Origin of the sequence: Maribacter luteus (assembly GCF_009674825.1) — a bacterium.
GTDB classification, from domain to species: Bacteria; Bacteroidota; Bacteroidia; order Flavobacteriales; family Flavobacteriaceae; genus Maribacter_A; species Maribacter_A luteus.
On the sequence record NZ_WKJH01000024.1, the window covers coordinates 248,775 to 271,912 of the forward strand.

The window sequence follows — 23,138 nt, forward strand, 5'->3', positions numbered from 1 at the left end:
ATGCAATACGGTATTTGTCATTTAAGCATCGTTCCTATTCGATCCAGTGCAGAAGAATCAGCGGAGATGGTTTCCCAATTATTATATGGTGAACATTATAAGGTTCTTGAACAGCGCAAACATTGGAGTAAAATTCGTGCGGCTTTTGACAAATGTGAAGGTTGGATTCAAAATTTACAACTTACCTTGATCGATGAACCCCTATATAATGAATTGGATTGCGATCAACATCCAAAGTACACCACGGATTTGGTTTCTTATATAGAGATGGACAAAAACAATCTTTTACCCGTTGTACTTGGTTCTGTCTTCAACGATAGCTCTAACCATGTTCATGAAGGTGGACTAACCAGCCTGATGCAAGAAAAACCAAACTTGGTAAATAGTGCCCTCCAATATTTGAACACTCCATATTTATGGGGTGGTAAAACCCCCTTTGGAATAGATGCTTCCGGTTTTACACAAATGGTGTACAAAATAAACGGTCACAAACTACTCAGAAGTGCAACCCAACAGGCCACCCAAGGCAATGCTTTAAGCTTTATTGAGGAAAGTGAAGCTGGGGACCTAGCTTTTTTTGACAATAATGAAGGGATTATCGATCATGTAGGCATAATCATGGACAACAACTATATTATCCATGTTCACGGGAAGGTACGAATAGACCGTTTGGACCATACTGGAATTTTCAATAACGATTCCAAAACCTATACCCACAAGCTCAGGGTAATAAAACAGATCGTATAAAAAAAGTCCTGATTATCAAATCAGGACTTTTTCATATAATCTGCGGATAAATTACTACTCACCCAAAAGTTTTTTCAATCTCATGAAATTTTCATTGTCTCCCATTGCACCATAGATATTCTTCAATTGTGTTAAGATACCTTGGTTGTCAGGATTTGTTTTTAGAGCTTCTTCCAAAACGTCTGCACCTTCTTGGAACAAATCGTCTTTTTTCTTCTTCAACTCATCATACCTTGCAATATCAGCCCTAGAATTACCCAAACTATTCATTTCATCGATCAAACCATTACCTTCATTTACATAAGTTGTGGAAAGGTTCAATTGAGCGTTGGTGTATCCTGGGTTAATCTCAAGTGCTTTTCTATATGATTCCCTAGCTTCTTCCAAATTACCTTGCTCCATATTGATCACACCGATATTGTAGTGCAAATCTGGATTGTCAGGAGCCACACTTGCAGCTTCAGCCATTAATTCTTTGAACTTTTCCTTATCACCTAATTTATAGTGCAAATTCGCCTCGTTCAAAATCAAATTAACATCCTTAGGATTGTTTATACGAGCTTCTTTGTAAGCATCCAATGCCTTATCATCTTGTCCCAATTGGGTGTAGATCAAAGCTACATTCTTAACGATTTCTGCTTTTTTAGAAGGAGATTTTTCATCAACAGGATCTTTATAAGTACCTGATTTTACCATCAAATCCCTCTGAACCTTGTCCATCACCTCTTGTTCACCTGTAGCAACGTTGGTTGCTTTGTACTCAATGGTACCACCATCGTATCCTAAATCCTTAAGTTCGTTATAATACGTTAAGGCTTGCTCATATTCACCTCCGTTTACCGCGCTACTTGCAGCATAATAAAGATACACCGTATCCTTAGGGCTAAGCTTATAGCTCATATATAGCTTTTCGCCTGCTTCTTTGAACTTTTTGTTATTGTTATCCTCAACGGCCGAATTCACCATATCACCCGCAAGGGATGCCAATTCTTGCTCGATCATCTTACCATATTTGGCCTTACCACTGGTAGTTTCTACCTCATCAGCTTTTTTATAGGAAGTTATAGCTGTTTCAAATGCACTGTTGTCACCTTTTTTCGCTAAATCAGCATAAATTTTACCCCGCAGGTAATAATAATGCGCCTGGGTTTTGGCATCTGCCCCGGAAATTGTACCGGCCGCAGCCTCCAAACTGGTTTTGGCCCCTGCAGAATCACCACCCTTCAAGGCTTTCTCTGCGGCTTTGATCTCATTTTTTTGCGCAAACCCCACCATTGTAAAGGACATCGCCGCAAGTATAAAAATTTTAGTCTTCATTACGATTTAATTAAAATATTAGTGTTTATTGATTATTCTTTATTATCATCAGTACTCTCATTATCAAGAGCCGTGCCATCTTCGGTTTTTACCTCAATATCCATGATGTCGGTATCATCTACGGCATCTTCATCTTTCATAACCTTAGCTACGGCAGCAATACTATCATTGCCCTTGATATTGATCAATTTCACACCTTGGGTGGCTCTACCCATTACACGTAGATCTTCTACGCTCATACGAATGGCTATACCGGATTTGTTGATGATCATAAGATCATCGGAATCACATACATTTTTAATGGCAACAAGACCTCCTGTCTTCTCGGTAATGGATATGGTCTTTACCCCCTTACCTCCTCGATTGGTAATCCTATAATCATCAATACTGGAACGTTTACCATAACCATTTTCAGATACTACAAGTATTTCTTCTTCCAAATCGTGTACCGATACCATTCCTATAACCTCATCTGTTTCATCGGCCAAGCGTATTCCCCTAACACCGGATGCATTACGACCCATTGGTCTGGTCTTACCTTCTTCAAACCTAATGGCCTTACCTGACTTTAATCCCAAGAAAATCTGACTGGTACCGGTGGTCAATTTTGCTTCTAGCAGTTCATCATCATCTTTTATACTAATGGCATTGATCCCGTTCTGACGCGGTCTGGAATATTGCTCCAATGAAGTTTTCTTCACCGTTCCTTTTTTAGTGGCCATAATGACATAATGGTTGTTCACATACTCTTCATCCTTCAGATCCTGAGTACATATGAACGCCTTTACTTTATCATCTTGTTCAATATTGATCAAGTTTTGTATAGCCCTTCCTTTCGAGGTTCTACTTCCTTCTGGGATTTCATAGACACGCATCCAGAAACACTTCCCTTTTTGGGTAAAGAACAGCATATATTGGTGATTGGTACCAACGAACAAATGCTCTAAGAAATCCTCATTCCTGGTAGACGAAGCTTTTTGACCGACTCCACCCCTATTTTGTGTCTTATATTCAGATAACGGGGTTCTTTTAATATAACCGGCATGGGAGATGGTTATGACCACCTGCTCATCAGGAATCATATCCTCTATGCTTAAATCGCCCCCGGCAAAGTTGATTTCGGAACGTCTTTCATCGCCATATTTCTCCTTAACTTCCAACAGCTCATCCTTAATGATCTGCATTCTACGCTCTTTACGCTCCAAGATATCTTTTAAATCGGCTATGGTCTTGATGATTTCATCGTATTCCGAACGTAATTTATCCTGTTCCAGACCAGTAAGTTGACGCAATCTCATTTCTACGATCGCCTTGGCCTGAATCTCAGTCAATTTAAACCGTTCCATCAAGTTCTCCCTAGCTTCATCGGCATTGGAAGATGCCCTGATAATGGCAATGACCTCATCTATATTGTCAGAGGCTATGATTAACCCTTCAAGTATATGTGCCCGATCCTCCGCTTTTTTCAGCTCAAACTTGGTTCTTCTTACCACAACCTCATGTCTATGCTCCACGAAATAGTGGATCATCTCCTTGACATTCAACATTTGTGGTCGCCCATTGACCAATGCGATGTTATTAACACTGAACGATGATTGTAATGGTGTATATTTATACAACATATTCAATACGATGTTCGGTATAGCATCCCTCTTAAGTATGTATACGATACGCATCCCCTTTCTATCCGATTCATCCCGGATAGTGGAAATACCTTCAATTTTTTTATCATTGACCAAATCGGCAGTCTTTTTGATCATATCTGCCTTATTGACCTGATAAGGAATTTCGGTAACGATAATACACTCACGCCCCTGAACTTCCTCTATTCTTGCCTTGGCACGTATTTTAACCCTACCACGACCTGTATGAAAAGCTTCCTTTACACCATCATAACCATAAATGACACCTCCCGTAGGGAAATCCGGTGCTTTGATATGGGTGATGAGTTCATCGATTTCGATGTCATTATTATCTATATAGGCAACGGTACCATCAACAACCTCGGAAAGATTGTGTGGGGCCATATTCGTGGCCATACCTACGGCAATACCGGAAGCTCCGTTTACCAATAAATTGGGGATACGCGTGGGCAAAACGGTTGGCTCCTGAAGGGAATCATCAAAATTCAACTGATGATCTACAGTATCCTTATCGATATCTATCAACATATCGTCCGCGATCTTACGCATCCTGGCTTCAGTATACCGCATGGCCGCAGGGCTGTCCCCATCTATAGAGCCAAAGTTACCTTGACCATCGACCAACATATATCGCAAACTCCATTCTTGTGCCATACGCACCATGGTATCGTATACCGAGGTATCACCATGAGGGTGGTACTTACCCAAAACCTCACCCACGATACGAGCCGATTTTTTATGGGAACTATTGGAACGAACACCTAGCTCATGCATACCATACAGCACCCTTCTATGAACAGGTTTCAGACCATCCCTGACATCTGGCAAGGCACGTGACACAATGACCGACATTGAATAATCAATGTAAGCAGACTTCATTTCGTCTTCAATGTTGATAGGAATCAATTTTTCTCCTTCTGCCATCCTAATTTTTATCTATTTAACTTGGTTAAAAAAGCATGGCAATATACGTATTTTGATAGGTTTCAGCATACATATCACAATCTTTATCCAAGAATTTATTAACACTCTTACCCCCCTTTTTAGTTGATAATTTGATTGTTAATTATTTTGTAATTAGAGGGTTTTTTCGACATTATGGCTATGTTTATCGATTATTAGGTATGGTAATTGGTCTAGATTAGTCTAGATTTACTAATTTTATTGTTGAAAGGATAATATATGGATGATAATTTTTCACCTCGGGTAAAGGATGTAATTGCGTACAGCAAGGAAGAGGCATTAAGATTGGGACATGATTTCATTGGTACCGAGCATTTAATGTTGGGCTTGTTACGTGATGGAAACGGGAAGGCGATAAGTATCTTGGATGCTTTGGATGTTGATTTGGACCACTTACGAAGAAAGGTCGAAATCCTAAGCCCATCCAACCCAAACCCAAACGGGGTACAGAAGGACAAAAAGAACCTTCATTTGACAAGACAGGCGGAACGCGCTTTGAAAACAACATTTCTTGAAGCGAAACTATTTCAGAGTTCCTCTATCAATACTGCTCACTTATTATTGTGCATTCTCAGAAATGAAAATGACCCAACCACCAAATTACTTCATAAACTAAAGGTAGATTATGATGGTGTTAAAGAACAATTCAAATTTATGATCACAAGTGACGATGATATTGTGGATTCCCCAACCTCAGAATCCTTCCCCAGTGACTCGGATGAAACGGGCAGTGGTAAAGAAGGTTCATATGGAGCCACATCGAACCAAAAAGGAAACAAAAAATCCAAGACTCCCGTTTTGGATAATTTCGGCAGGGATTTGACCCAAATGGCCGAAGAAAACAAACTGGACCCCGTTGTGGGCCGTGAGAAAGAAATCGAAAGGGTTTCTCAAATATTAAGTAGACGTAAAAAGAACAACCCGTTATTGATCGGGGAACCAGGTGTAGGTAAAAGTGCCATTGCAGAAGGTTTGGCCCTACGCATCATCAACAAAAAGGTTTCCAGGATCCTTTACAACAAAAGGGTTGTAACACTGGATCTTGCCTCACTTGTTGCAGGCACCAAATACCGTGGGCAATTCGAAGAACGAATGAAAGCGGTCATGAACGAGCTTGAAAAAAATGACGACGTTATTCTTTTCATTGATGAAATACATACTATTGTCGGGGCCGGTGGGGCTACAGGTAGCCTAGATGCCTCCAACATGTTCAAACCTGCATTGGCAAGGGGTGAAATCCAATGTATAGGAGCCACTACTTTGGATGAGTACAGACAGTATATTGAAAAGGACGGTGCATTGGAACGTAGGTTCCAAAAAGTAATTGTTGAACCTACTTCTGTAGACGAAACCATTGAGATTCTACAGAATATCAAAGGAAAATACGAGGACCACCATAATGTATCCTATACAGATGAAGCCATTGTCGCTTGTGTTAAATTGACCAATAGATATATGACCGACCGGTTTTTACCAGACAAGGCCATAGACGCCTTGGATGAAGCCGGCTCAAGGGTGCATATCGTAAATATGGATGTTCCCAAACAAATTCTTGAACTTGAAAAACAGTTGGATGATGTGAGGGACCTAAAGAACAGTGTAGTCAAAAAACAAAAATACGAGGAAGCTGCAAAATTACGCGACGACGAAAAAAGACTGGAAAAGGAACTAGCCGCAGCCCAAGAAAAATGGGAAGATGATAGCAAGCTCCATAAAGAAACGGTCACTGAGGACAATGTTGCCGATGTAGTTTCAATGATGAGCGGTATACCCGTGAACAGGATCGCCCAGACCGAAAGCAATAAACTGGCCGAATTGCCAGAACTTATCAAGTCGAACGTCATTGGACAAGATGATGCCGTGGCGAAAGTTGCCAAAGCCATTCAAAGAAATAGAGCCGGACTTAAAGACCCTAACAAACCCATTGGTTCATTTATATTTTTAGGTCAAACCGGGGTTGGTAAAACACAGTTGGCCAAAGTATTGGCCAAGGAACTTTTCGATTCGGAAGACGCCTTGATACGTATAGACATGAGTGAATACATGGAGAAATTCGCCATTTCCAGATTGGTAGGGGCACCTCCAGGATATGTCGGTTACGAAGAAGGTGGTCAGTTGACCGAAAAGGTAAGACGCAAACCTTATTCCGTAATACTTTTGGATGAAGTGGAAAAAGCGCATCCAGATGTATTCAATATGTTATTACAGGTATTGGATGATGGTTTCTTGACCGATAGTTTGGGTAGGAAAATCGATTTCAGGAACACTATCATCATAATGACCTCGAATATCGGTGCCAGACAATTGAAAGATTTTGGACAAGGTGTAGGTTTCGGTACCGCCGCAAAAAAATCACAAGCGGACACCCACCAAAAAAGCGTTATCGAAAATGCTTTGAAAAAGGCATTTGCCCCTGAATTCCTAAACAGAATTGATGATGTAATCGTTTTCAATGCTTTGGAAAGGGACGATATCCACAAAATCATAGATATAGAATTAGCGAAGCTTTATGCAAGAATCAAGGATATCGGTTATCATTTAAACCTAACCGACAAAGCCAAAGATTACATTGCCGAAAAAGGTTTTGACAAGCAATACGGCGCACGACCTTTAAAAAGGGCTATCCAGAAATACATTGAGGATGCCTTGGCAGAGGAAATCGTAAACTCGAAACTTGAGGAAGGGGATAGTATTTTCATGGATTTAGATAAGAAAAATGAAATTTTAACCATAGAAATCAAAAAGGCTGAAAAATCTTCAAAATAGTTGATTTTTGAATAGCCGAAATAATCAAAGGGACCCATTTACCAAATGGCTCCCTTTTCTTTTTTACACTCTTTTAATAAACGAAAAACAACCACAAATACACTTTTCATAGCCATATATAAGATATTTGAGCCTTTGGTCTATTTTTTTATATATTCCATTTACTTAAATCTACATTCGTTTCGGACACTATAAATTACATGAAATGAATGTGGGATCTAAAAAGACCATAATTGTACGAGAATACAATTTAGAGGTTGGCGTAGTTCAAGTTTACGACAATTATATGGTAGCAAAATTTGAGGAAGGAGCTACCTTAACCATGGAAAGGGTATACCAGATTATAGGGATCTCGGAAATACATTTTAAAGAAAAGCCTTTTGGTTACATAAGTCTTCGAAAGAATTCCTATGCGATCGACCCAACCGTTTACACCTATTTACGGGAATTGGACAATATGAAAGCTTTTGCTATTGTTTCTGTCAAGGAAATAGACATGCACAACTTTAAAATCGAAAAACTTTTCTATAAAAAACCTATGAAATTCTTTATCGAATACGACAATGCCTTGGCATGGGTCAAAAAAAGAATAAGGACGGCCAAATAAAATTTTTATTCAGATGCCCAATCTTCATTAGGATTGGGCTTCATTCGATTCTTCTTGCGGAACCGGTTCCTCCGGCATTTTAAACAAATCTATAAAGGCCAAGCCTATAGCTTCGATGATTTTGGAAGCGGTCAATGCTTGGTAACCTGTTTGTTCCAGGGCAATATCGCCTGCCCTACCGTGAAGATAAACCCCAAAAACGGCAGCATCCAAAGGTTCGTATCCTTGAGCCAACAAACCAGTAATAACCCCTGTCAGAACGTCACCACTTCCCGCTGTGGCCATTCCCGGGTTACCCGTATTGTTTACATAACCATGGTTTTCATAGACCGTTATGGTATGCGCACCTTTTAAAACAAGGATAACATCGTATTTTTTTGAAAATGCCTTGGCTTTTTTCAATTTATCAAAATCATCTTTCCATTCACCTATCAACCGTTTCAGTTCTTTCGGGTGTGGTGTTAGAATGGTTTTAGGCGTTAGTTTCTTGAGCAGATCCTTCTTTTTCGAAAGCAGGTTCAATCCGTCAGCATCAATAACCAATGGTGATTTTACAGAATCCAGAAAACTAGAAAAGGCTTCGGACGTTTCTTGGGCTACACCCATTCCTACACCAAGACCAATTACGGTTGGCGCAATATCGAATGTTATATCCTGAATATGGTTTTCATCCTTATCGGTAATGACCATCACCTCTGGTAATGCTGTTTGAATTGGCACATATCCACATTTTGGGACATAAGCGGTGACCAACCCACTACCTATGGCCATAGCTGCTTTTGACGCCAATGATACAGCCCCTATTTTACCATAACTCCCTCCAATTATCAATGCATGTCCGTAATTTCCCTTATGCGAAAACTTTTCACGAGGTATATAAACGGGAAGTAATTCATTTTTACCAATCAACTCAAATTCGGTTTCAAGACCCGCAAGATGTTCTGGATCCAATCCAATGTCCAATACCTCCCACTGATTACTGTAAATACCCGTTTCCGGCAAGAAAAAAATCAATTTTGGTGCTTGAAAACTTAAAACGTGGTTCGCCTTTATGACCGCTTGTGTATTCTCTATGGCCTTATCCATAAAAACACCGGAGGGCAAGTCAACAGATAAAATAAATGCACCGGAATCATTTAAATGCTGTATAAGTTTAGTAACCCATGAATCAGGTGTTCTATTCAAACCGATTCCGAAAATCGCATCTACGATAATGTCATCCCTTCCGATTTCTTCAAACTCACAATCCCTTTCCAGAAAGTTAGGCCAAATCTTTCGGTCCTTAAGTCGGTCAAGGTTTATTAAAAAATCCTTGGACCGCTTTTCACTGTAATTGACCACATTTACCGTTATATTATAACCATGTTCTTTCAAATGCCTTGCCAAGGCCATACCATCACCACCATTGTTTCCTATACCACAGAAAAGATGTATTTTCACTTGGGCACCCTGCATACGAAGGTGAAGCCAGTTGAATATTTGCACAGCGGCACGCTCCATGAGTTCATTGCTGGAAATTTGCTGTTTTTTTATTGTGAATTTATCAGCAGCATAGATCTGCTCGGCATTAAAAAATTTCATTCAGTAAGAATTTTTGGTAATTATTGACAATTCCGTAAAAATATGTCGAAACGTTTGATTAGCAGCCCAAAAATACTACTTTTGGAACTTAGAACGAACTATGCCTTTGAACATTTCGAACATAGCTACCTTATTTTCTCCATTCACTAATGGATGCAATACCACGATTTTGCGTACGACCCCTTTGGGGTAACATGCTACATATAATCAATCCGTCCGTTATTGCGATTTTTCGCCAAAAATACTTCAGTACCAGTTAATCAATATACATAATGAAAGTTTTAAAATTCGGGGGCACCTCGGTTGCCAATGCCCAAAATATTGCGTTAGTAAAAAATATTGTATCAAATTCCGAAAGCGACAAGAATATCGTCGTGGTCTCAGCCTTAGGAGGCGTAACGGATTTACTATTGAATACGGCAACCCTTGCTGCTTTACAGGACGATTCATACAAAGCATTCGTAAAGGAAATCGAGGACCGGCATATTGAAACGATCAAAACGCTCATACCCATTGCATCACAAAGCAGTGTCTTGAGTATGGTAAAAAGTGAACTCAATACTTTAGAGACACTTTTGGAAGGAGCTTTTTTAATCGGGGAGATTACTCCTAAACTATCCGACAAAATAGTGAGCTACGGTGAATTGCTATCATCATACATCATTAGTGAATACTTTAAGGAAGAAGGTCTGGACGTTGTGCATGCCGATAGCAGAAAGCTCATAAAAACCAATACCGTAAACGGGAAAACCGTTGTTAATTTCGAAGCAACCAATACCCTCTGCAGTAACTTCTTTTCGGTAACACCACTAAAAGTAGTTGTAATGGCCGGGTTCATCGCTTCGGCAGAAAATGGCGACTCAACTACTTTGGGAAGAGGTGGTTCCGATTATACTGCTGCCATTGTTGCTGCTGCCGTAAATGCTGAATTATTGGAAATATGGACCGATGTAAGTGGTATGTACACCGCCAACCCAAAATTGGTGAAACAAGCCAAGGCCATTCCACATATCTCCTACCAGGAAGCCATGGAACTTTCTCATTTCGGAGCAAAGGTATTGTACCCACCAACTATTCAGCCTGTTTTGGCAAAAGGAATCTCAATTCAAATAAAGAACACTTTCGATCCTGAAAATGAAGGCACCATAATTACCAAAAACAAAAATGAAAAGGGGAAAACCGTTCGCGGTATTACCCACGTTGAGAATATTGCCTTATTATCCCTTGAAGGACCAGGAATGGTGGGTATACCAGGAATATCAAAGCGTTTTTTCGAGGTGCTTTTCCAAGCTAACATAAGTGTGGTACTTATTACTCAAGCCTCATCAGAACATTCAATCTGTGTAGGAATATCGGCCGATGACGTAGCACTGGCAGAACAAGCCGTTAACGATGCCTTTGAATTTGAAATGGGTAGTGGAAAAATAAACCCTGTAGTGGTAGAAAAAAATCTAGCCATAATCGCTTTGGTGGGTGATAATATGAAAAGCCATCAAGGATTAAGCGGTAAAATGTTCAGTACCCTAGGAAAAAACAACGTAAATATCAGGGCCATTGCCCAAGGTGCCTCTGAGCGAAATATTTCCGCCGTAATCAATAAGGATGATGTAAAAAAAGCTTTGAACGCCCTTCATGAAGAATTTTTTGAGGAAAACATTAAGCAATTGAACCTTTTTGTAATGGGTGTTGGTAATGTTGGCGGTAAATTCCTCAACCAAATCAATCAACAGAAAAAATACCTCAAGGAGAACCTTAAACTTAATGTAAGGGTAATCGGTATTTCCAACTCAAGAACCATGGCTTTTGATGAAGATGGCATCCCTTTAAAAAATTGGGAGTCCGTTTTAAGTAATGGTGAAAAGGCAGATAAGGCCAAATTCTTCGAGACGGTGAACAAACTGAATTATCGTAACAGTATTTTTGTCGATAATACAGCAAGTGCCGAAGTTTCGGATACTTACAGTTCTTATTTAGGCAATAGTATATCGGTAGTAACCTGTAACAAAATCGCTTGTTCCTCTAACTACTCAAACTACCTAAACCTTAAGCAATTAGCAAGAACATACAATGCTCCTTTCCTATTTGAGACCAATGTCGGTGCAGGACTACCGATCATAGACACTTTAAAACATTTGATAGCCTCAGGGGACAAGGTCCAAAAAATACAGGCCGTACTTTCCGGTAGCCTAAATTTTGTCTTCAATAATTTCAACGACAAGACCACTTTTCACGATGTTGTAAAACAAGCCCAAGAAGAAGGTTACACCGAACCAGACCCAAAAATAGATTTAAGTGGGATCGACGTTATGCGTAAAATACTCATTCTGGCAAGGGAAAGTGGCAACCAATTGGAAATCGACGATATTCAAAATAATCCGTTCTTACCTCAAGAAAGTTTGGATACTACCAATAACGAAGATTTCTTCGCTACTTTAACCAAGAATGAATCTTCTTTCCAGGAATTATATAAAAAGGCCGTGGACCAAGACAGTAAATTAAAGTATGTTGCCCAATTTGAAGACGGTAAAGCAAGCGTAGGCCTGCAAGAGATTCCTAAAGGACATGATTTCTATAATCTAGAAGGTAGTGACAATATTGTTTTGTTCTACACCGAGCGCTATCCTAACCAACCTATGATCATCAAAGGTGCGGGAGCAGGTGCAGATGTAACAGCTTCCGGTATCTTTGCCGATATAATAAGAATCGGAAATTTTTAAAGATGGAGGAACTAAGAGTATTCTGTCCGGCCACTATCGCCAACATTTCCTGTGGATTTGATGTACTTGGGGTCGCTTTGGATTCTGTGGGTGACGAGATGGTCATTAGAAAAACACCAAAAAAAGGTATTTTCATTACAAAACTCGAAGGTCAGGACTTGCCAATGGAAACCGAAAGAAATGTGGCCGGTGTTGCAGGATTGGCCTTGTTAAATGAAAGTGATTACGACGGAGGATTTGAAATTGAAATTTATAAAAATATCAAAGCCGGAAGTGGTATCGGCAGCAGTGCCGCTAGTTCAACCGGTGCTGTGTGGGCCATGAACCAATTATTGGGCAAGCCGTTCACAACTTCCAAATTGGTTGAGTTTGCTATGGAAGGGGAACGCTTGGCCAGTGGGGTCGCCCACGCCGACAATGTAGCCCCTGCCCTATTCGGAGGATTCACCTTGGTTCGCAGTTATGAACCGTTGGATATTATACCGATCAATAGTCCGTCAGAATTATTTGCAACGGTAATACATCCGCAGATAGAAATCAAAACTTCAGATTCCAGGAAAATATTGAAAACCCATATCACCCTGAAAGAAGGCATAAAACAATGGGGAAACTTAGGAGGATTGATAGCCGGACTATTTACCGAGGATTATGATTTGATAGGACGTTCCTTGGAAGACCATATCGTGGAGCCGATCCGATCCATATTAATACCCGGTTTCAATGATGTGAAAAAAGGAGCCTTGGCTTCAGGAGCATTAGGTTGTGGTATTTCCGGTTCGGGACCATCGATTTTTGCCTTTAGTAAAGGTGAGGCCACAGCCAAAAAAGTTGCCCTTTCGATGAAAGAAGTGTACGAGAAAATCGGAATTGACCACGATGTGCATATATCAAAAATCAATACCGAAGGAATCAAAGAAATCTAAATAGAACAAAAAAGATGTTCTCCCTTTAAAGAGGGAAGAACCATATAACAACCATGAATTTTTATAGCCTAAACAATAAAGCCCCGAATGTTTCTTTCAAAGAAGCTGTCATCAAGGGAATCGCTCCCGATAAAGGACTCTACTTTCCTGAAAGTATTACCCCTTTACCTAAAAGTTTTTTTGAGAATATTGAAAAATTATCGAACGAAGAAATAGCATTTACGGCCATTCAACAGTTCGTAAGTAGCGATATTCCCGAAAATGAACTTCGAAAAATCATCAAGAATGTTCTTGACTTTGATTTTCCCGTTGTTGAAATCGAGGAAAATGTGGCAACACTGGAACTTTTTCACGGCCCTACAATGGCCTTTAAAGATGTAGGCGCGAGATTCATGGCGCAATGCTTGGGCTATTTTTCTGAAAGCACGAGCAACGAGGTTACCGTATTGGTAGCAACTTCAGGCGATACGGGAGGGGCCGTAGCCAATGGTTTTCTAGGTGTCGATGGTGTAAAAGTGGTTATCCTTTACCCAAGCGGCAAGGTCAGTGACATACAAGAAAGACAACTAACGACTTTAGGACAGAATATTACCGCTCTAGAAGTTGACGGCACTTTTGATGATTGCCAAAAAATGGTAAAAACTGCCTTTTTGGATGATGCCCTTTTACAGAAAATGCAATTGACCTCGGCAAACTCGATAAATGTGGCTCGCTGGTTACCACAACTGTTCTATTTTCTTTTTACCTATAAGCAATTAAAGTCAAAAGGTAAGGAATTGGTATTCTCTGTTCCTAGTGGAAATTTTGGAAATATTTGTGCCGGTATGGTCGCCCAAAGATTGGGTATGCCCGTAAAACATTTTATCGCTGCCACAAATGTGAACGATACGGTTCCCGAATTTATGGAAACCGGGGAATACAAACCCAAGCCTTCATCTGCAACCATTTCTAACGCTATGGACGTGGGCGACCCCAGTAATTTTATCCGAATTAGACATTTACATAATGACGATTTCGAGGCATTAAAGGCTAATTTAAGTTCTTATCCTTTCACGGATGAAGAAACCAAAAAAGCGATGTTGCATATCTATAAGACATCAGATTATATCGCCGACCCACATGGGGCAGTGGGTTACCTTGGTATACAAAAATACCGAAAAGACCATCCTGAAACCTTTGGGGTTTTTCTAGAAACGGCACATCCCGTGAAATTTTTGGATGTAGTTGAAGAAACCCTTGGTCATACTTTGGAGCTTCCTGCCCAAATTAAAAATGTAATGGGCAAAGAAAAAACGTCTATCAAAATAGGCAAGTATGAGGAACTGAAAAGTTATTTGCTAAAACGCTGATCAAACAATATCCGAAACTTTACAAAAAAGCCCTTATGAAAATAAGGGCTTTTTCTATATTTTAACGGTTATTCATGAGTAACTTTCAAAGCACTGATACCTACCAACCCAAACGAAGCTGCGTCATATGTGGCTTCCTTTACCGATTGTAGATAATTTCCGACTTTAAAATAACTGGTATCCCCAGAAGTATTCAAAGTTCGTTCAAAAACCATTTCCCCATTCACAAAGACAGTTATAACTCCATTTTCCATAACCAGTTTAAAATCATAAACGGTATCCAAATTATAACCGGACAAACTAATTGAACCACCTTGTTCTTCTGTAATGTACCCACTTATCTTTAGATCTACCTCGCCCTCTTCTTGGTTGGGCTTCCCACGAAATTGCAGTCGTATAGTGTCATCTACATCCACACCATCATCATTGAAACCTTGACTATCGCTTGGCCCATGTATTTGTCCAAAACAAAGCACCCCATCAGTTCCACTTGTACTTTTAGGTAATTGATCCACACGTACCGTCCATTCCATAATATGCCTACCGGAATCCCCATCCCAATAATGGGTTTCACCGTCTTTCATCTCCCTAAGCTCTACTCTTGGATTATTTGAGTTTTTTGACCCGCCCAAACCACGATAACATTTGAAATACGTGAAACCGTCAAGCGCATAAAAATAATTATCATCAACATAATCATCGAATGATTTACCCAAGGCCTTTAACAAATCATCTTCATAGACCGCATCCGCCCCCGTACCAATAAAACCGTTCAACTTCCAATCAGAAGTTGATAGCCCCAATACTTGACCTGGGATATCCGAGTTGGTCTCTTCCTCGGTTTCGGTCTCTTCCTCGGTTTCGGTCTCTTCCTCCGTTTCTGTTTCCTCTTCAGTTTCAGTTTCCTCTTCGGTTTCAGTTTCAACAACCTCACTATCGGGAACAATAGTGTCAGAATCCGCACCATTATCTGAACAACTATAAATAAAAAATAAGGCAAATAGTATTTTGAAATAGGTATGTAATCTCCAAAATCTTAATCCTTTCTGCATATGCAAGTACTGTTAAACGTATGAATATTAAATTGGTTAACCAATTTAGCAAGACTACTCCATTTTCTACTACAAACAATGTTAAAATCGATGAAAGATGAGGTTTTCTGCACAAATATCCTTTTTACACCATCAATATGCCTTATGAACTTGTGTAGTTTGTTCTGATGAATATATTCTCTTTACAAATTCATTCCGGCAAATCGAAAGCATCTCCTTTTCTATCCTTAAATTATTCAATAGCTTTGCCTCACAAAATTAAGAATGATGAAAGATACGGCCCTTACCAAAACCCATGAAGCACTAGGTGCAAAAATGGTACCTTTTGCAGGATACAATATGCCAGTTTCCTACGAAGGCGTGAATATTGAACATGAAACTGTCAGAGAAGGAGTTGGGGTTTTTGATGTCTCACATATGGGGGAATTTCTCATTGAAGGTCCTAATGCCCTAGAATTAATACAGAAAGTCACTTCTAATGACGCCTCGAAATTAACCATAGGTAAAGCACAATATAGTTGCCTTCCTAATGAAACGGGAGGAATTGTTGACGATTTAATCGTTTACCGCATTAAAGAAGAAACCTATCTTTTAGTGGTAAATGCCTCCAATATTGAAAAAGATTGGAACCATATCTCAATATACAATAAAGGCATAAAGGCTGAAATGAAAGACCTTTCCGAACAGTATTCACTTTTGGCCATTCAAGGACCAAAAGCGGTTGAGGCCATGCAAAGTTTAACTTCAGTTGATTTAAGCAGCATCAAATTCTACAATTTTGTCGTTGGTGATTTTGCGGGAATTGAACACGTTATCATTTCAGCAACCGGATACACAGGTTCTGGCGGTTTTGAAATATATTGCAAGAACAGTGAAGTAAAACAAGTATGGGACAAGGTTTTCGAGGCCGGTGCAGATTTTGGAATAAAACCGGTTGGACTGGCAGCGAGGGATACCCTTCGTTTAGAAATGGGCTATTGCCTTTATGGAAATGACATTACCGATGAAACCTCCCCTTTTGAGGCTGGTTTAAGCTGGATTACAAAATTTACAAAGGATTTCGTCAATAGCGGGGCCTTAGCTAAGGAAAAAGCACATGGGCCCGAAAGAAAATTGGTAGGTTTTGAATTGGACGAACGCGGTATTCCCCGACATGGGTATGATATCGTGGACTCACAAGGAAAAACGATAGGGGAAGTAACCTCTGGCACCATGTCCCCTTCTTTAGGAAAAGGAATTGGCCTAGGTTACGTACCGACCATATTTTCTGAAACCGGTAGTAAGATCAGCATTCAAATTCGAAAAAAGGCAATACCGGCAACTGTAGTCAAATTACCTTTTTATAAAAATTAATGCCGAACTATCAAGACATAATAGAAGCGATTGCTTCCGAATTAAATAATGTAAAGGAAAAAGGTACTGTAGCCTCTTATATTCCCGAATTATCGAAAATAGACCCCAACAAATTTGGGATCCATTTGGTAGATTCCCAAATGAACCATTATTCTGCGGGAGACGCTGACGAATTGTTTTCGATACAAAGTATCTCTAAAGTCTTAAGCCTATCAAAATGTTTTGCTTTGGTCGGTGATTCAATTTGGGAACGCGTGGATGTTGAACCCTCGGGTGATCCATTTAACCACTTATCCCTTTTGGAATTCGAAAATGGTATTCCTAGAAATCCGTTGATAAATGCAGGGGCTATTGTGGTTGCCGATATTCTTGTTTCCAACCTAGAAAACCCCAAAGATGAGTTCCTGTATTTTATTCGTCAAATAACAAACGACGATAGCATCACCTACAATGAAAAAGTAGCGGAATCTGAAAAAAATACAGGATTCAAGAATATTGCCGCGGCAAATCTCCTTAAATCTTACGGTAATCTTGAAAACGATGTTGACGAAGTCCTTGATTTTTATTTCCACCAGTGCTCCATCGAAATGAGCTGTAAACAATTGGCAAATGCATTTTACATGTTCATGAACCATGGCAAGTGCCAGAGAGGTAAAACACATCTGAACATTAACCAAGTGAAACGTATTAATGCCTTAATGCTTACTTGCGGGTTTTATGATGAGGCAGGTGAATTTGCCTTTGAAGTGGGGCTACCCGGTAAAAGTGGCGTTGGAGGTGGAATTGCCGCCGTGTTCCCTGACAAATTTTCCGTAGTCACTTGGTCTCCCGGCTTGAACCAAAAAGGTAATTCAAAACTTGGCATGCAAGCCCTTGAAAAGCTTACTACAAAAACCTCTCAATCAATTTTTTGAAATTGGACTCAAAAAAGATTCTAATACTGGGCGCAAGCGGCTTTATCGGTAATGCAATTTATCGAGAGCTTCGCTCCTATTTCAATACTTATGGTACGTATAATTCTGCCAGAAGGTCTTTTGAGGGCAACCAGCAGTTTTTAAAATACGATTTAGCGTCTGATGATATCTTCCAGGTTTTGGAGAAAATTCGTCCACAAATCATAATTTCAGCAGTGCGCGGAAACTTTGCTTCTCAAATACAAGCGCACCAACATCTGGTAGAATATGTATCGGAAAACGATTGTAGGTTGATTTTTATCTCATCGGCCAATGTATTCGATGCTTATAGTAAGTACCCGTCATACGAAAACGACAAAACCCTTTCAGAAAGTGTTTACGGAAGGCTTAAGATCAAAATCGAGAATATGATGATGCGCTTACCGAGCCACAAAATGGCTATCCTTAGGGTACCCATGGTATTTGGCAACTCATCACCAAGAATCAAGGAAATTAGAAACCTTATATGGAACAATAAACCCATTGAGGTTTTCCCTAATTTGATCATGAACGTAACACATGATGATAAGCTAACGCAACAAATACACTTTATCATTAATCAAGATAAAACAGGTATTTTCCATTTAGGCAGTAAGGACTTGGTGCACCATGAAGATTTCATAAAGGAAGTTGTGGAGCGTATTGGGAAATTCAACCCCATTTATAAAAGGGTCTATACAACGAATGACGATCGTTATTTGGCCGTACTTGCGAAAACCAACAAGCTTCCCAATAACCTCCAGACCACTTATCAAGAAATCATTGACCATCATCTTTTAATGGATTAAGTTCCTGAAAGTCATTTGCTTTTATATTTTTGATAAAAAAATGAGGTTATGGCAAAACTAGATGAAATCGAAATTCAGGAACGTCTTAAAAATTTGGAAGGTTGGGAATACATTGACGACGCTTTGCAAACTACTTTTGAATTCAAGGATTTTAAAGAAACCTTTTCCATTATGACCCGCATTGCCTTTGAATGCGAGGCCCAAAACCATCACCCCGAATGGAGCAATGTATACAATACCCTGACGATACGTTTGAACACCCATGATGCCAATGGGGTAACCTTAAAAGATTTTAAATTGGCCCAAAGCATAGAGGATATTATTGAAAGTGATTGAACCCGATCTTTTACAATACTTTGGAAATCGTAGGAACAAAAACCTTTTTAGATTGATAAATGCCCTAAAACCAAAATCTTAGGAACTCCTTTGCAAATGGCAGTTTCCCTTGAACCTTATCGTATTCAATCCTTTGAATTTATACTTCGCCGAAGGTTTATGATACTGTCTAAATTTTCTTAAATTTACAGCCGTTAGAATAATACATACATCACATTATGGGAAGAGCTTTTGAATTTAGAAAGGCACGTAAAATGAAAAGATGGTCTGCAATGTCCAAAGCGTTTACGCGTATTGGAAAAGACATTGTTATGGCCGTAAAAGAAGGTGGCCCAGACCCTGATTCCAATTCAAGGCTTAGAGCGGTAATACAGAATGCCAAATCTGTAAACATGCCCAAAGACAATATCGAAAGGGCCATAAAAAGGGCCACTGATAAAAGTCTAGGTGATTTCAAAGAGGTATTATACGAAGGGTACGCCCCACACGGTATCGCTATTTTAATAGAAACCGCAACGGACAACAACACAAGGACCGTAGCGAATGTTCGTAGTTACTTCAACAAATGCAATGGTAGTTTAGGTACATCAGGTTCGGTAGAATTCATGTTCGACCACACTTGTAATTTCAGGATCAATGCAGAAGGAATAGATGCGGAAGAACTTGAACTCGAAATGATCGATTTTGGTGCTGAGGAAGTTTTTGTCGATGATGACGGAATATTGATTTACGCCCCTTTCGAAAGTTTCGGTGCCATCCAAAAAGAATTGGAGCACAGGGAAATCGAGATTCTTTCTTCCGGCTTTGAACGCATTCCACAGGTAACCAAAAAATTGACCGAGGAAGAAGCGGCCGATGTTGAAAAATTATTGGAAAAAATCGAAGAGGATGATGACGTTCAGAACGTTTATCATACGATGCAGGAATAGGTTATGATAATTCGGGTTTCTTTCCCGTAACACCCTTAAAAAATTCCCTGTAGAGCTTAAAATCAGCCTCTATATCTTTCGAAGGAGAGTAAGGCTTCGAAAATTTTATCTGTTTACCTCCATAATCAAAGGCAACCAAAACAATAGGTACTTGGGCGGCTTTGGCAATGTAATAGAATCCTGTTTTCCATTTTTCAACCTTCTTACGGGTTCCTTCCGGTGACAGGGCCAGCCTAAAAACTTTCTTTTCGTCAAAAATACCGGCAATAGCAGTTACGGTGTCATTGCTTTTTGAGCGATCAATGGGTGCACCGCCCATCCATCTGAAATACCACCCGAACGGAGGTTTAAAAAGACTCTTCTTTGCTATGAAATTCATGTCCTTATTGATGACCCTTCGAATAAGTAGTCCCAAAAAGAAGTCTACCCAGCTGGTATGTGGCACAACCACCAATAAACATTTATCAATATCGGGAAACTCTCCAATGATCTTCCAACCGAGTAATTTGAAATAAATAAATTTTGCAAGTGTATGCATATAGGCTTAGATCTTTTCGTAGATCGATTTTAATTTAGCTGGCGTAATGGTTTTTCTCCATTCCTTTCCCAATGCATTTTCCCATAAAGGTTCCATTCCCATTGCGACAGAGATCATGGTTTCGAACTCATCTTCAGATAAGTTGGCACATATACCTTTTGGAAGCTCAATTTGATGTTTTTCTTGCATAATCTTGAACAAGGCCACTCCTTCGGGATAAAACTCCTCTAAATATTGAAAAACAAGACAATTACCAATCCCATGCTTCACCCCTAAAAGATAAGAAAGTCCGTAGCTCATGGCATGCGCGACACCGACTTGGGAATAGGCAATACTCATACCACCATGCCACGAAGCCATCATTAATTTGTCCCGCGATTCTGTTTCACCCAACCCATCAAGGAACACTTCCTTACACAGTTCATATGCCTTTTCACCATAACTCTGACTAAAGGCGTTTAGATAAGTCCCATTGAGCGACTCCACACAATGGATAAAACAATCCATGCCCGTATAAAACCATTGTTCTTTGGAAACCCCTTTAGTTAAATCGGGATCAAGAACAACTTGATCAAAGGTCGTGTAATCGGAGTTTATACCTAATTTCCTTTCAGGCCCCAATAGTACCGTTGTTCGCGAAACCTCTGCCCCTGTTCCGCTAATTGTGGGTATACCTACATGGTATATGGATGGTTTTTTCACTAGATCCCAACCTTGGTATTCATAAGAGCTCCCTTCATTATTCATCATTATGGACACGGCCTTTGCCAAATCCATTATCGTACCCCCTCCTATACCTACAATACCGGATGGAATCTCTGAAAAATCATCCCTTATTTTTTGTACCAAAACATCAACCTGATTGGTCTTGGGTTCTTCATCGGCCGAAATAAATACAATACGGTCATTGAACATGGTCGGTATACGATACGGTAATTCCTTTCCTTCAAAAACATCATCAACCAAGAAAATAAATGGAGCTTCGGAATTTTTCCTTTTGGCCATTAATATAGTACCTAGTTGATCAAAGCTTCCGTTCCCAAAAACCACACGTGGCACCATTGGGAAATTTTTATATTCCACTTTCTTTTTGGTAGGATCGTTTTTCAATATACTTGTGTTCTTTACCTCCATAATACTATTTCAAATAGCCTAGAACATCTTCTAACCTATTTAATTTCAAATATTTGTAATCATTTTCCTCAATAGACACCTGCTCATGTTGCCAAGTCGTATGAAAAGGAACATGAACTGCTTTTGCCCCAATATTAAGTAAGGGCAAAACATCTGACTTCAATGAATTCCCTATCATTAAAAATTCATCAACCCCTATTTCAAGATGTTCCAATAGGTTTTTGTAATTCAGTTCTTTCTTATCGCTCAGCACCTCTACATGATGAAAATACTCTGATAGTCCCGATCTTTCGAGCTTTCGTTCCTGATCCAACAAATCGCCTTTGGTCAAAACGATCAATCGATATTTATTTTTCAATGCCAGTAAGACTTCTTTGACCCCATCCAACAATTCAACTGGGTGACTAATCATATCTTTACCTAGATTCAAAATTTTCATAATCGTTGCTTGGGAAACCCTATTATTTGAAAGTTCCAAGGCCGACTCGATCATAGAGAGCATAAAACCCTTAATTCCATACCCATACAGTTCCAGATTGTCCATCTCTTTTTTGAACAACTCTTGATCTATTTTGTTTTTAGTTTCGAAGCCTTCGAGTAAATCGGCGAACAATTCCTCGGTATCCCGAAAATACGTTTCGTTCACCCATAGGGTATCATCGGCATCAAAGCCTATAACTTTTATGTTACTGAAATCTATTTCCATGCTGCTTGGGCCTTTTTTAGATCTTCAGGCGTATCTATTTCGATACCTGTTACTTTCGTCTCTACCATTTTAATTTTTTTACCATACTCAAGATATCGAATGGCCTCTATTTTTTCCTTAGCTTCCAAAGGCAACATGGGCAAACGGTGAAAATCCATCAAAGCACTTTTCCGAAAAGCGTAGATGCCTTTGTGTTTATAATAGATATCCTCAATGGCCGTGTCTCGTGGAAATGGTATTGGCGATCGGGAAAAATAAAGGGCAAAATTACGATTATCGATAATGACCTTTACCGTATTCGGGTTGTTAATTTCATCCCAATCGTTAATCCTTACCATTAAAGAAGCCAGGTCTATTTCTTTGACAACATCTTCCTCAAAAACCTTCAATACACTTGCCAAGCTTTCACGATCGGTAAAAGGTTCGTCACCTTGCACGTTGACAATGATATCAACATCCATGTCGGCAACGGCTTCCGCAATACGATCACTGCCACAATCATGCTCCTTAATACTCATTATCGCCTGCCCTCCAGCGTCTGTAATGGTATCAAAAATAATTTTACTGTCCGTAACAACATAAACCTCATCGAAAAGTTCGGTTTTTATCGCCGCTTCATAAGTACGCACAATAACGGGTTTGCCCGATAGGTCCTGCATTAATTTGGCAGGAAATCTTGAAGCCGCATATCGTGCGGGTATCATTGCTATAATTTTCACTTTATTCGCTTTAAGTT

The 23,138-nt window shown here is 39.7% G+C and carries 19 protein-coding genes; 11 read left to right on the forward strand and 8 right to left on the reverse strand.

What is annotated here, in order from left to right; all coding sequences use genetic code 11:
- Nucleotides 1–747, forward strand: a complete 747-nt coding sequence (locus tag GJ691_RS14875; RefSeq protein ID WP_154368249.1) for a C40 family peptidase — start codon at nucleotides 1–3, stop codon at nucleotides 745–747.
- 54 nt (nucleotides 748–801) lie between these two features.
- Here the strand turns inward: GJ691_RS14875 and GJ691_RS14880 are convergent, their stop codons facing one another.
- Both GJ691_RS14880 and gyrA read right to left on the reverse strand, forming a co-directional pair.
- Nucleotides 802–2,064, reverse strand: coding sequence for a tetratricopeptide repeat protein (locus GJ691_RS14880; protein ID WP_154368251.1), 1,263 nt, complete (start codon nucleotides 2,062–2,064; stop codon nucleotides 802–804).
- A gap of 32 nt (nucleotides 2,065–2,096) precedes the next feature.
- A complete protein-coding gene (gene gyrA, locus GJ691_RS14885; RefSeq protein ID WP_154368252.1) occupies nucleotides 2,097–4,631 on the reverse strand; it encodes a DNA gyrase subunit A in 2,535 nt (844 codons plus the stop codon).
- A gap of 258 nt (nucleotides 4,632–4,889) precedes the next feature.
- Here gyrA and GJ691_RS14890 point away from each other — a divergent pair, with 258 nt between their 5' ends.
- Both GJ691_RS14890 and GJ691_RS14895 read left to right on the forward strand, forming a co-directional pair.
- Nucleotides 4,890–7,436 (forward strand): ATP-dependent Clp protease ATP-binding subunit, encoded by a 2,547-nt coding sequence (locus GJ691_RS14890; RefSeq protein ID WP_154368254.1) that lies wholly within the window; start codon nucleotides 4,890–4,892, stop codon nucleotides 7,434–7,436.
- Between the two features lie 205 nt (nucleotides 7,437–7,641).
- Nucleotides 7,642–8,043: an STAS/SEC14 domain-containing protein gene (locus tag GJ691_RS14895; RefSeq protein ID WP_154368256.1), complete on the forward strand. Its 402-nt coding sequence runs from the start codon at nucleotides 7,642–7,644 to the stop codon at nucleotides 8,041–8,043.
- Nucleotides 8,044–8,070: 27 nt separating this feature from the next.
- On the opposite strand, the gene GJ691_RS14900 is transcribed toward GJ691_RS14895, so the two are convergent.
- Entirely contained in the window at nucleotides 8,071–9,624 is a 1,554-nt protein-coding gene (locus GJ691_RS14900; RefSeq protein ID WP_154368258.1) for an NAD(P)H-hydrate dehydratase, read from the reverse strand.
- A gap of 272 nt (nucleotides 9,625–9,896) precedes the next feature.
- Here GJ691_RS14900 and thrA point away from each other — a divergent pair, with 272 nt between their 5' ends.
- The 3 genes from thrA to thrC are packed head-to-tail and all read left to right on the forward strand — an operon-like array spanning nucleotide 9,897 to nucleotide 14,613.
- Nucleotides 9,897–12,341 carry a bifunctional aspartate kinase/homoserine dehydrogenase I gene (gene thrA, locus GJ691_RS14905; protein WP_154368260.1) on the forward strand — a complete coding sequence of 815 codons (2,445 nt, stop codon included), beginning with the start codon at nucleotides 9,897–9,899 and terminating at the stop codon, nucleotides 12,339–12,341.
- 2 nt (nucleotides 12,342–12,343) lie between these two features.
- Nucleotides 12,344–13,264, forward strand: a complete 921-nt coding sequence (locus GJ691_RS14910; RefSeq protein WP_154368262.1) for a homoserine kinase — start codon at nucleotides 12,344–12,346, stop codon at nucleotides 13,262–13,264.
- Nucleotides 13,265–13,317: 53 nt separating this feature from the next.
- On the forward strand, nucleotides 13,318–14,613 hold the full coding sequence (gene thrC, locus GJ691_RS14915) for a threonine synthase (protein WP_154368264.1): 1,296 nt from the start codon (nucleotides 13,318–13,320) through the stop codon (nucleotides 14,611–14,613).
- A 68-nt stretch (nucleotides 14,614–14,681) separates the two neighbouring features.
- Here thrC and GJ691_RS14920 read toward each other — a convergent pair whose 3' ends face one another.
- Entirely contained in the window at nucleotides 14,682–15,665 is a 984-nt protein-coding gene (locus tag GJ691_RS14920; protein ID WP_154368266.1) for a polysaccharide lyase family 7 protein, read from the reverse strand.
- Nucleotides 15,666–15,932: 267 nt separating this feature from the next.
- Between GJ691_RS14920 and gcvT the strand changes: the two genes are divergently transcribed.
- From gcvT to GJ691_RS14945, 5 genes are all read left to right on the forward strand, one after another.
- Nucleotides 15,933–17,018 (forward strand): glycine cleavage system aminomethyltransferase GcvT, encoded by a 1,086-nt coding sequence (gene gcvT, locus GJ691_RS14925; RefSeq protein ID WP_154368615.1) that lies wholly within the window; start codon nucleotides 15,933–15,935, stop codon nucleotides 17,016–17,018.
- Nucleotides 17,018–17,932, forward strand: a complete 915-nt coding sequence (locus GJ691_RS14930) for a glutaminase (RefSeq protein WP_154368268.1) — start codon at nucleotides 17,018–17,020, stop codon at nucleotides 17,930–17,932. The genes gcvT and GJ691_RS14930 overlap by 1 nt, the downstream gene beginning before the upstream one ends.
- A 2-nt stretch (nucleotides 17,933–17,934) precedes the next feature.
- Nucleotides 17,935–18,759: a sugar nucleotide-binding protein gene (locus GJ691_RS14935; RefSeq protein ID WP_411556605.1), complete on the forward strand. Its 825-nt coding sequence runs from the start codon at nucleotides 17,935–17,937 to the stop codon at nucleotides 18,757–18,759.
- Between the two features lie 48 nt (nucleotides 18,760–18,807).
- Nucleotides 18,808–19,095, forward strand: coding sequence for a 4a-hydroxytetrahydrobiopterin dehydratase (locus GJ691_RS14940; RefSeq protein ID WP_154368272.1), 288 nt, complete (start codon nucleotides 18,808–18,810; stop codon nucleotides 19,093–19,095).
- Between the two features lie 218 nt (nucleotides 19,096–19,313).
- Nucleotides 19,314–20,024: a YebC/PmpR family DNA-binding transcriptional regulator gene (locus GJ691_RS14945; RefSeq protein WP_154368274.1), complete on the forward strand. Its 711-nt coding sequence runs from the start codon at nucleotides 19,314–19,316 to the stop codon at nucleotides 20,022–20,024.
- Between the two features lies 1 nt (nucleotide 20,025).
- Here GJ691_RS14945 and GJ691_RS14950 read toward each other — a convergent pair whose 3' ends face one another.
- Genes GJ691_RS14950 through kdsB form a run of 4 tightly spaced genes read right to left on the reverse strand, consistent with a single transcriptional unit; the run spans nucleotide 20,026 to nucleotide 23,106 of the window.
- On the reverse strand, nucleotides 20,026–20,562 hold the full coding sequence (locus tag GJ691_RS14950) for a 1-acyl-sn-glycerol-3-phosphate acyltransferase (protein ID WP_154368276.1): 537 nt from the start codon (nucleotides 20,560–20,562) through the stop codon (nucleotides 20,026–20,028).
- Between the two features lie 6 nt (nucleotides 20,563–20,568).
- Nucleotides 20,569–21,696: an iron-containing alcohol dehydrogenase family protein gene (locus GJ691_RS14955; RefSeq protein ID WP_154368278.1), complete on the reverse strand. Its 1,128-nt coding sequence runs from the start codon at nucleotides 21,694–21,696 to the stop codon at nucleotides 20,569–20,571.
- Nucleotides 21,697–21,700: 4 nt separating this feature from the next.
- Nucleotides 21,701–22,402, reverse strand: a complete 702-nt coding sequence (locus GJ691_RS14960) for an HAD family hydrolase (RefSeq protein ID WP_154368280.1) — start codon at nucleotides 22,400–22,402, stop codon at nucleotides 21,701–21,703.
- The gene (gene kdsB, locus GJ691_RS14965; protein WP_154368617.1) at nucleotides 22,393–23,106 is read right to left on the reverse strand and encodes a 3-deoxy-manno-octulosonate cytidylyltransferase; all 714 of its coding nucleotides are present in this window, start codon (nucleotides 23,104–23,106) and stop codon (nucleotides 22,393–22,395) included. The genes GJ691_RS14960 and kdsB overlap by 10 nt, the downstream gene beginning before the upstream one ends.
- Between the last annotated feature and the right edge of the window lie 32 nt (nucleotides 23,107–23,138).

Coding starts and splice junctions, on each gene's coding strand:
- GJ691_RS14875 (WP_154368249.1), top strand. CDS start 1: ATGCAATACGGTATTTGTCATTTAAGCATCGTTCCTATTCGATCCAGT.
- GJ691_RS14880 (WP_154368251.1), bottom strand. CDS start 2,064: ATGAAGACTAAAATTTTTATACTTGCGGCGATGTCCTTTACAATGGTG.
- gyrA (WP_154368252.1), bottom strand. CDS start 4,631: ATGGCAGAAGGAGAAAAATTGATTCCTATCAACATTGAAGACGAAATG.
- GJ691_RS14890 (WP_154368254.1), top strand. CDS start 4,890: ATGGATGATAATTTTTCACCTCGGGTAAAGGATGTAATTGCGTACAGC.
- GJ691_RS14895 (WP_154368256.1), top strand. CDS start 7,642: ATGAATGTGGGATCTAAAAAGACCATAATTGTACGAGAATACAATTTA.
- GJ691_RS14900 (WP_154368258.1), bottom strand. CDS start 9,624: ATGAAATTTTTTAATGCCGAGCAGATCTATGCTGCTGATAAATTCACA.
- thrA (WP_154368260.1), top strand. CDS start 9,897: ATGAAAGTTTTAAAATTCGGGGGCACCTCGGTTGCCAATGCCCAAAAT.
- GJ691_RS14910 (WP_154368262.1), top strand. CDS start 12,344: ATGGAGGAACTAAGAGTATTCTGTCCGGCCACTATCGCCAACATTTCC.
- thrC (WP_154368264.1), top strand. CDS start 13,318: ATGAATTTTTATAGCCTAAACAATAAAGCCCCGAATGTTTCTTTCAAA.
- GJ691_RS14920 (WP_154368266.1), bottom strand. CDS start 15,665: ATGCAGAAAGGATTAAGATTTTGGAGATTACATACCTATTTCAAAATA.
- gcvT (WP_154368615.1), top strand. CDS start 15,933: ATGAAAGATACGGCCCTTACCAAAACCCATGAAGCACTAGGTGCAAAA.
- GJ691_RS14930 (WP_154368268.1), top strand. CDS start 17,018: ATGCCGAACTATCAAGACATAATAGAAGCGATTGCTTCCGAATTAAAT.
- GJ691_RS14940 (WP_154368272.1), top strand. CDS start 18,808: ATGGCAAAACTAGATGAAATCGAAATTCAGGAACGTCTTAAAAATTTG.
- GJ691_RS14945 (WP_154368274.1), top strand. CDS start 19,314: ATGGGAAGAGCTTTTGAATTTAGAAAGGCACGTAAAATGAAAAGATGG.
- GJ691_RS14950 (WP_154368276.1), bottom strand. CDS start 20,562: ATGCATACACTTGCAAAATTTATTTATTTCAAATTACTCGGTTGGAAG.
- GJ691_RS14955 (WP_154368278.1), bottom strand. CDS start 21,696: ATGGAGGTAAAGAACACAAGTATATTGAAAAACGATCCTACCAAAAAG.
- GJ691_RS14960 (WP_154368280.1), bottom strand. CDS start 22,402: ATGGAAATAGATTTCAGTAACATAAAAGTTATAGGCTTTGATGCCGAT.
- kdsB (WP_154368617.1), bottom strand. CDS start 23,106: ATGATACCCGCACGATATGCGGCTTCAAGATTTCCTGCCAAATTAATG.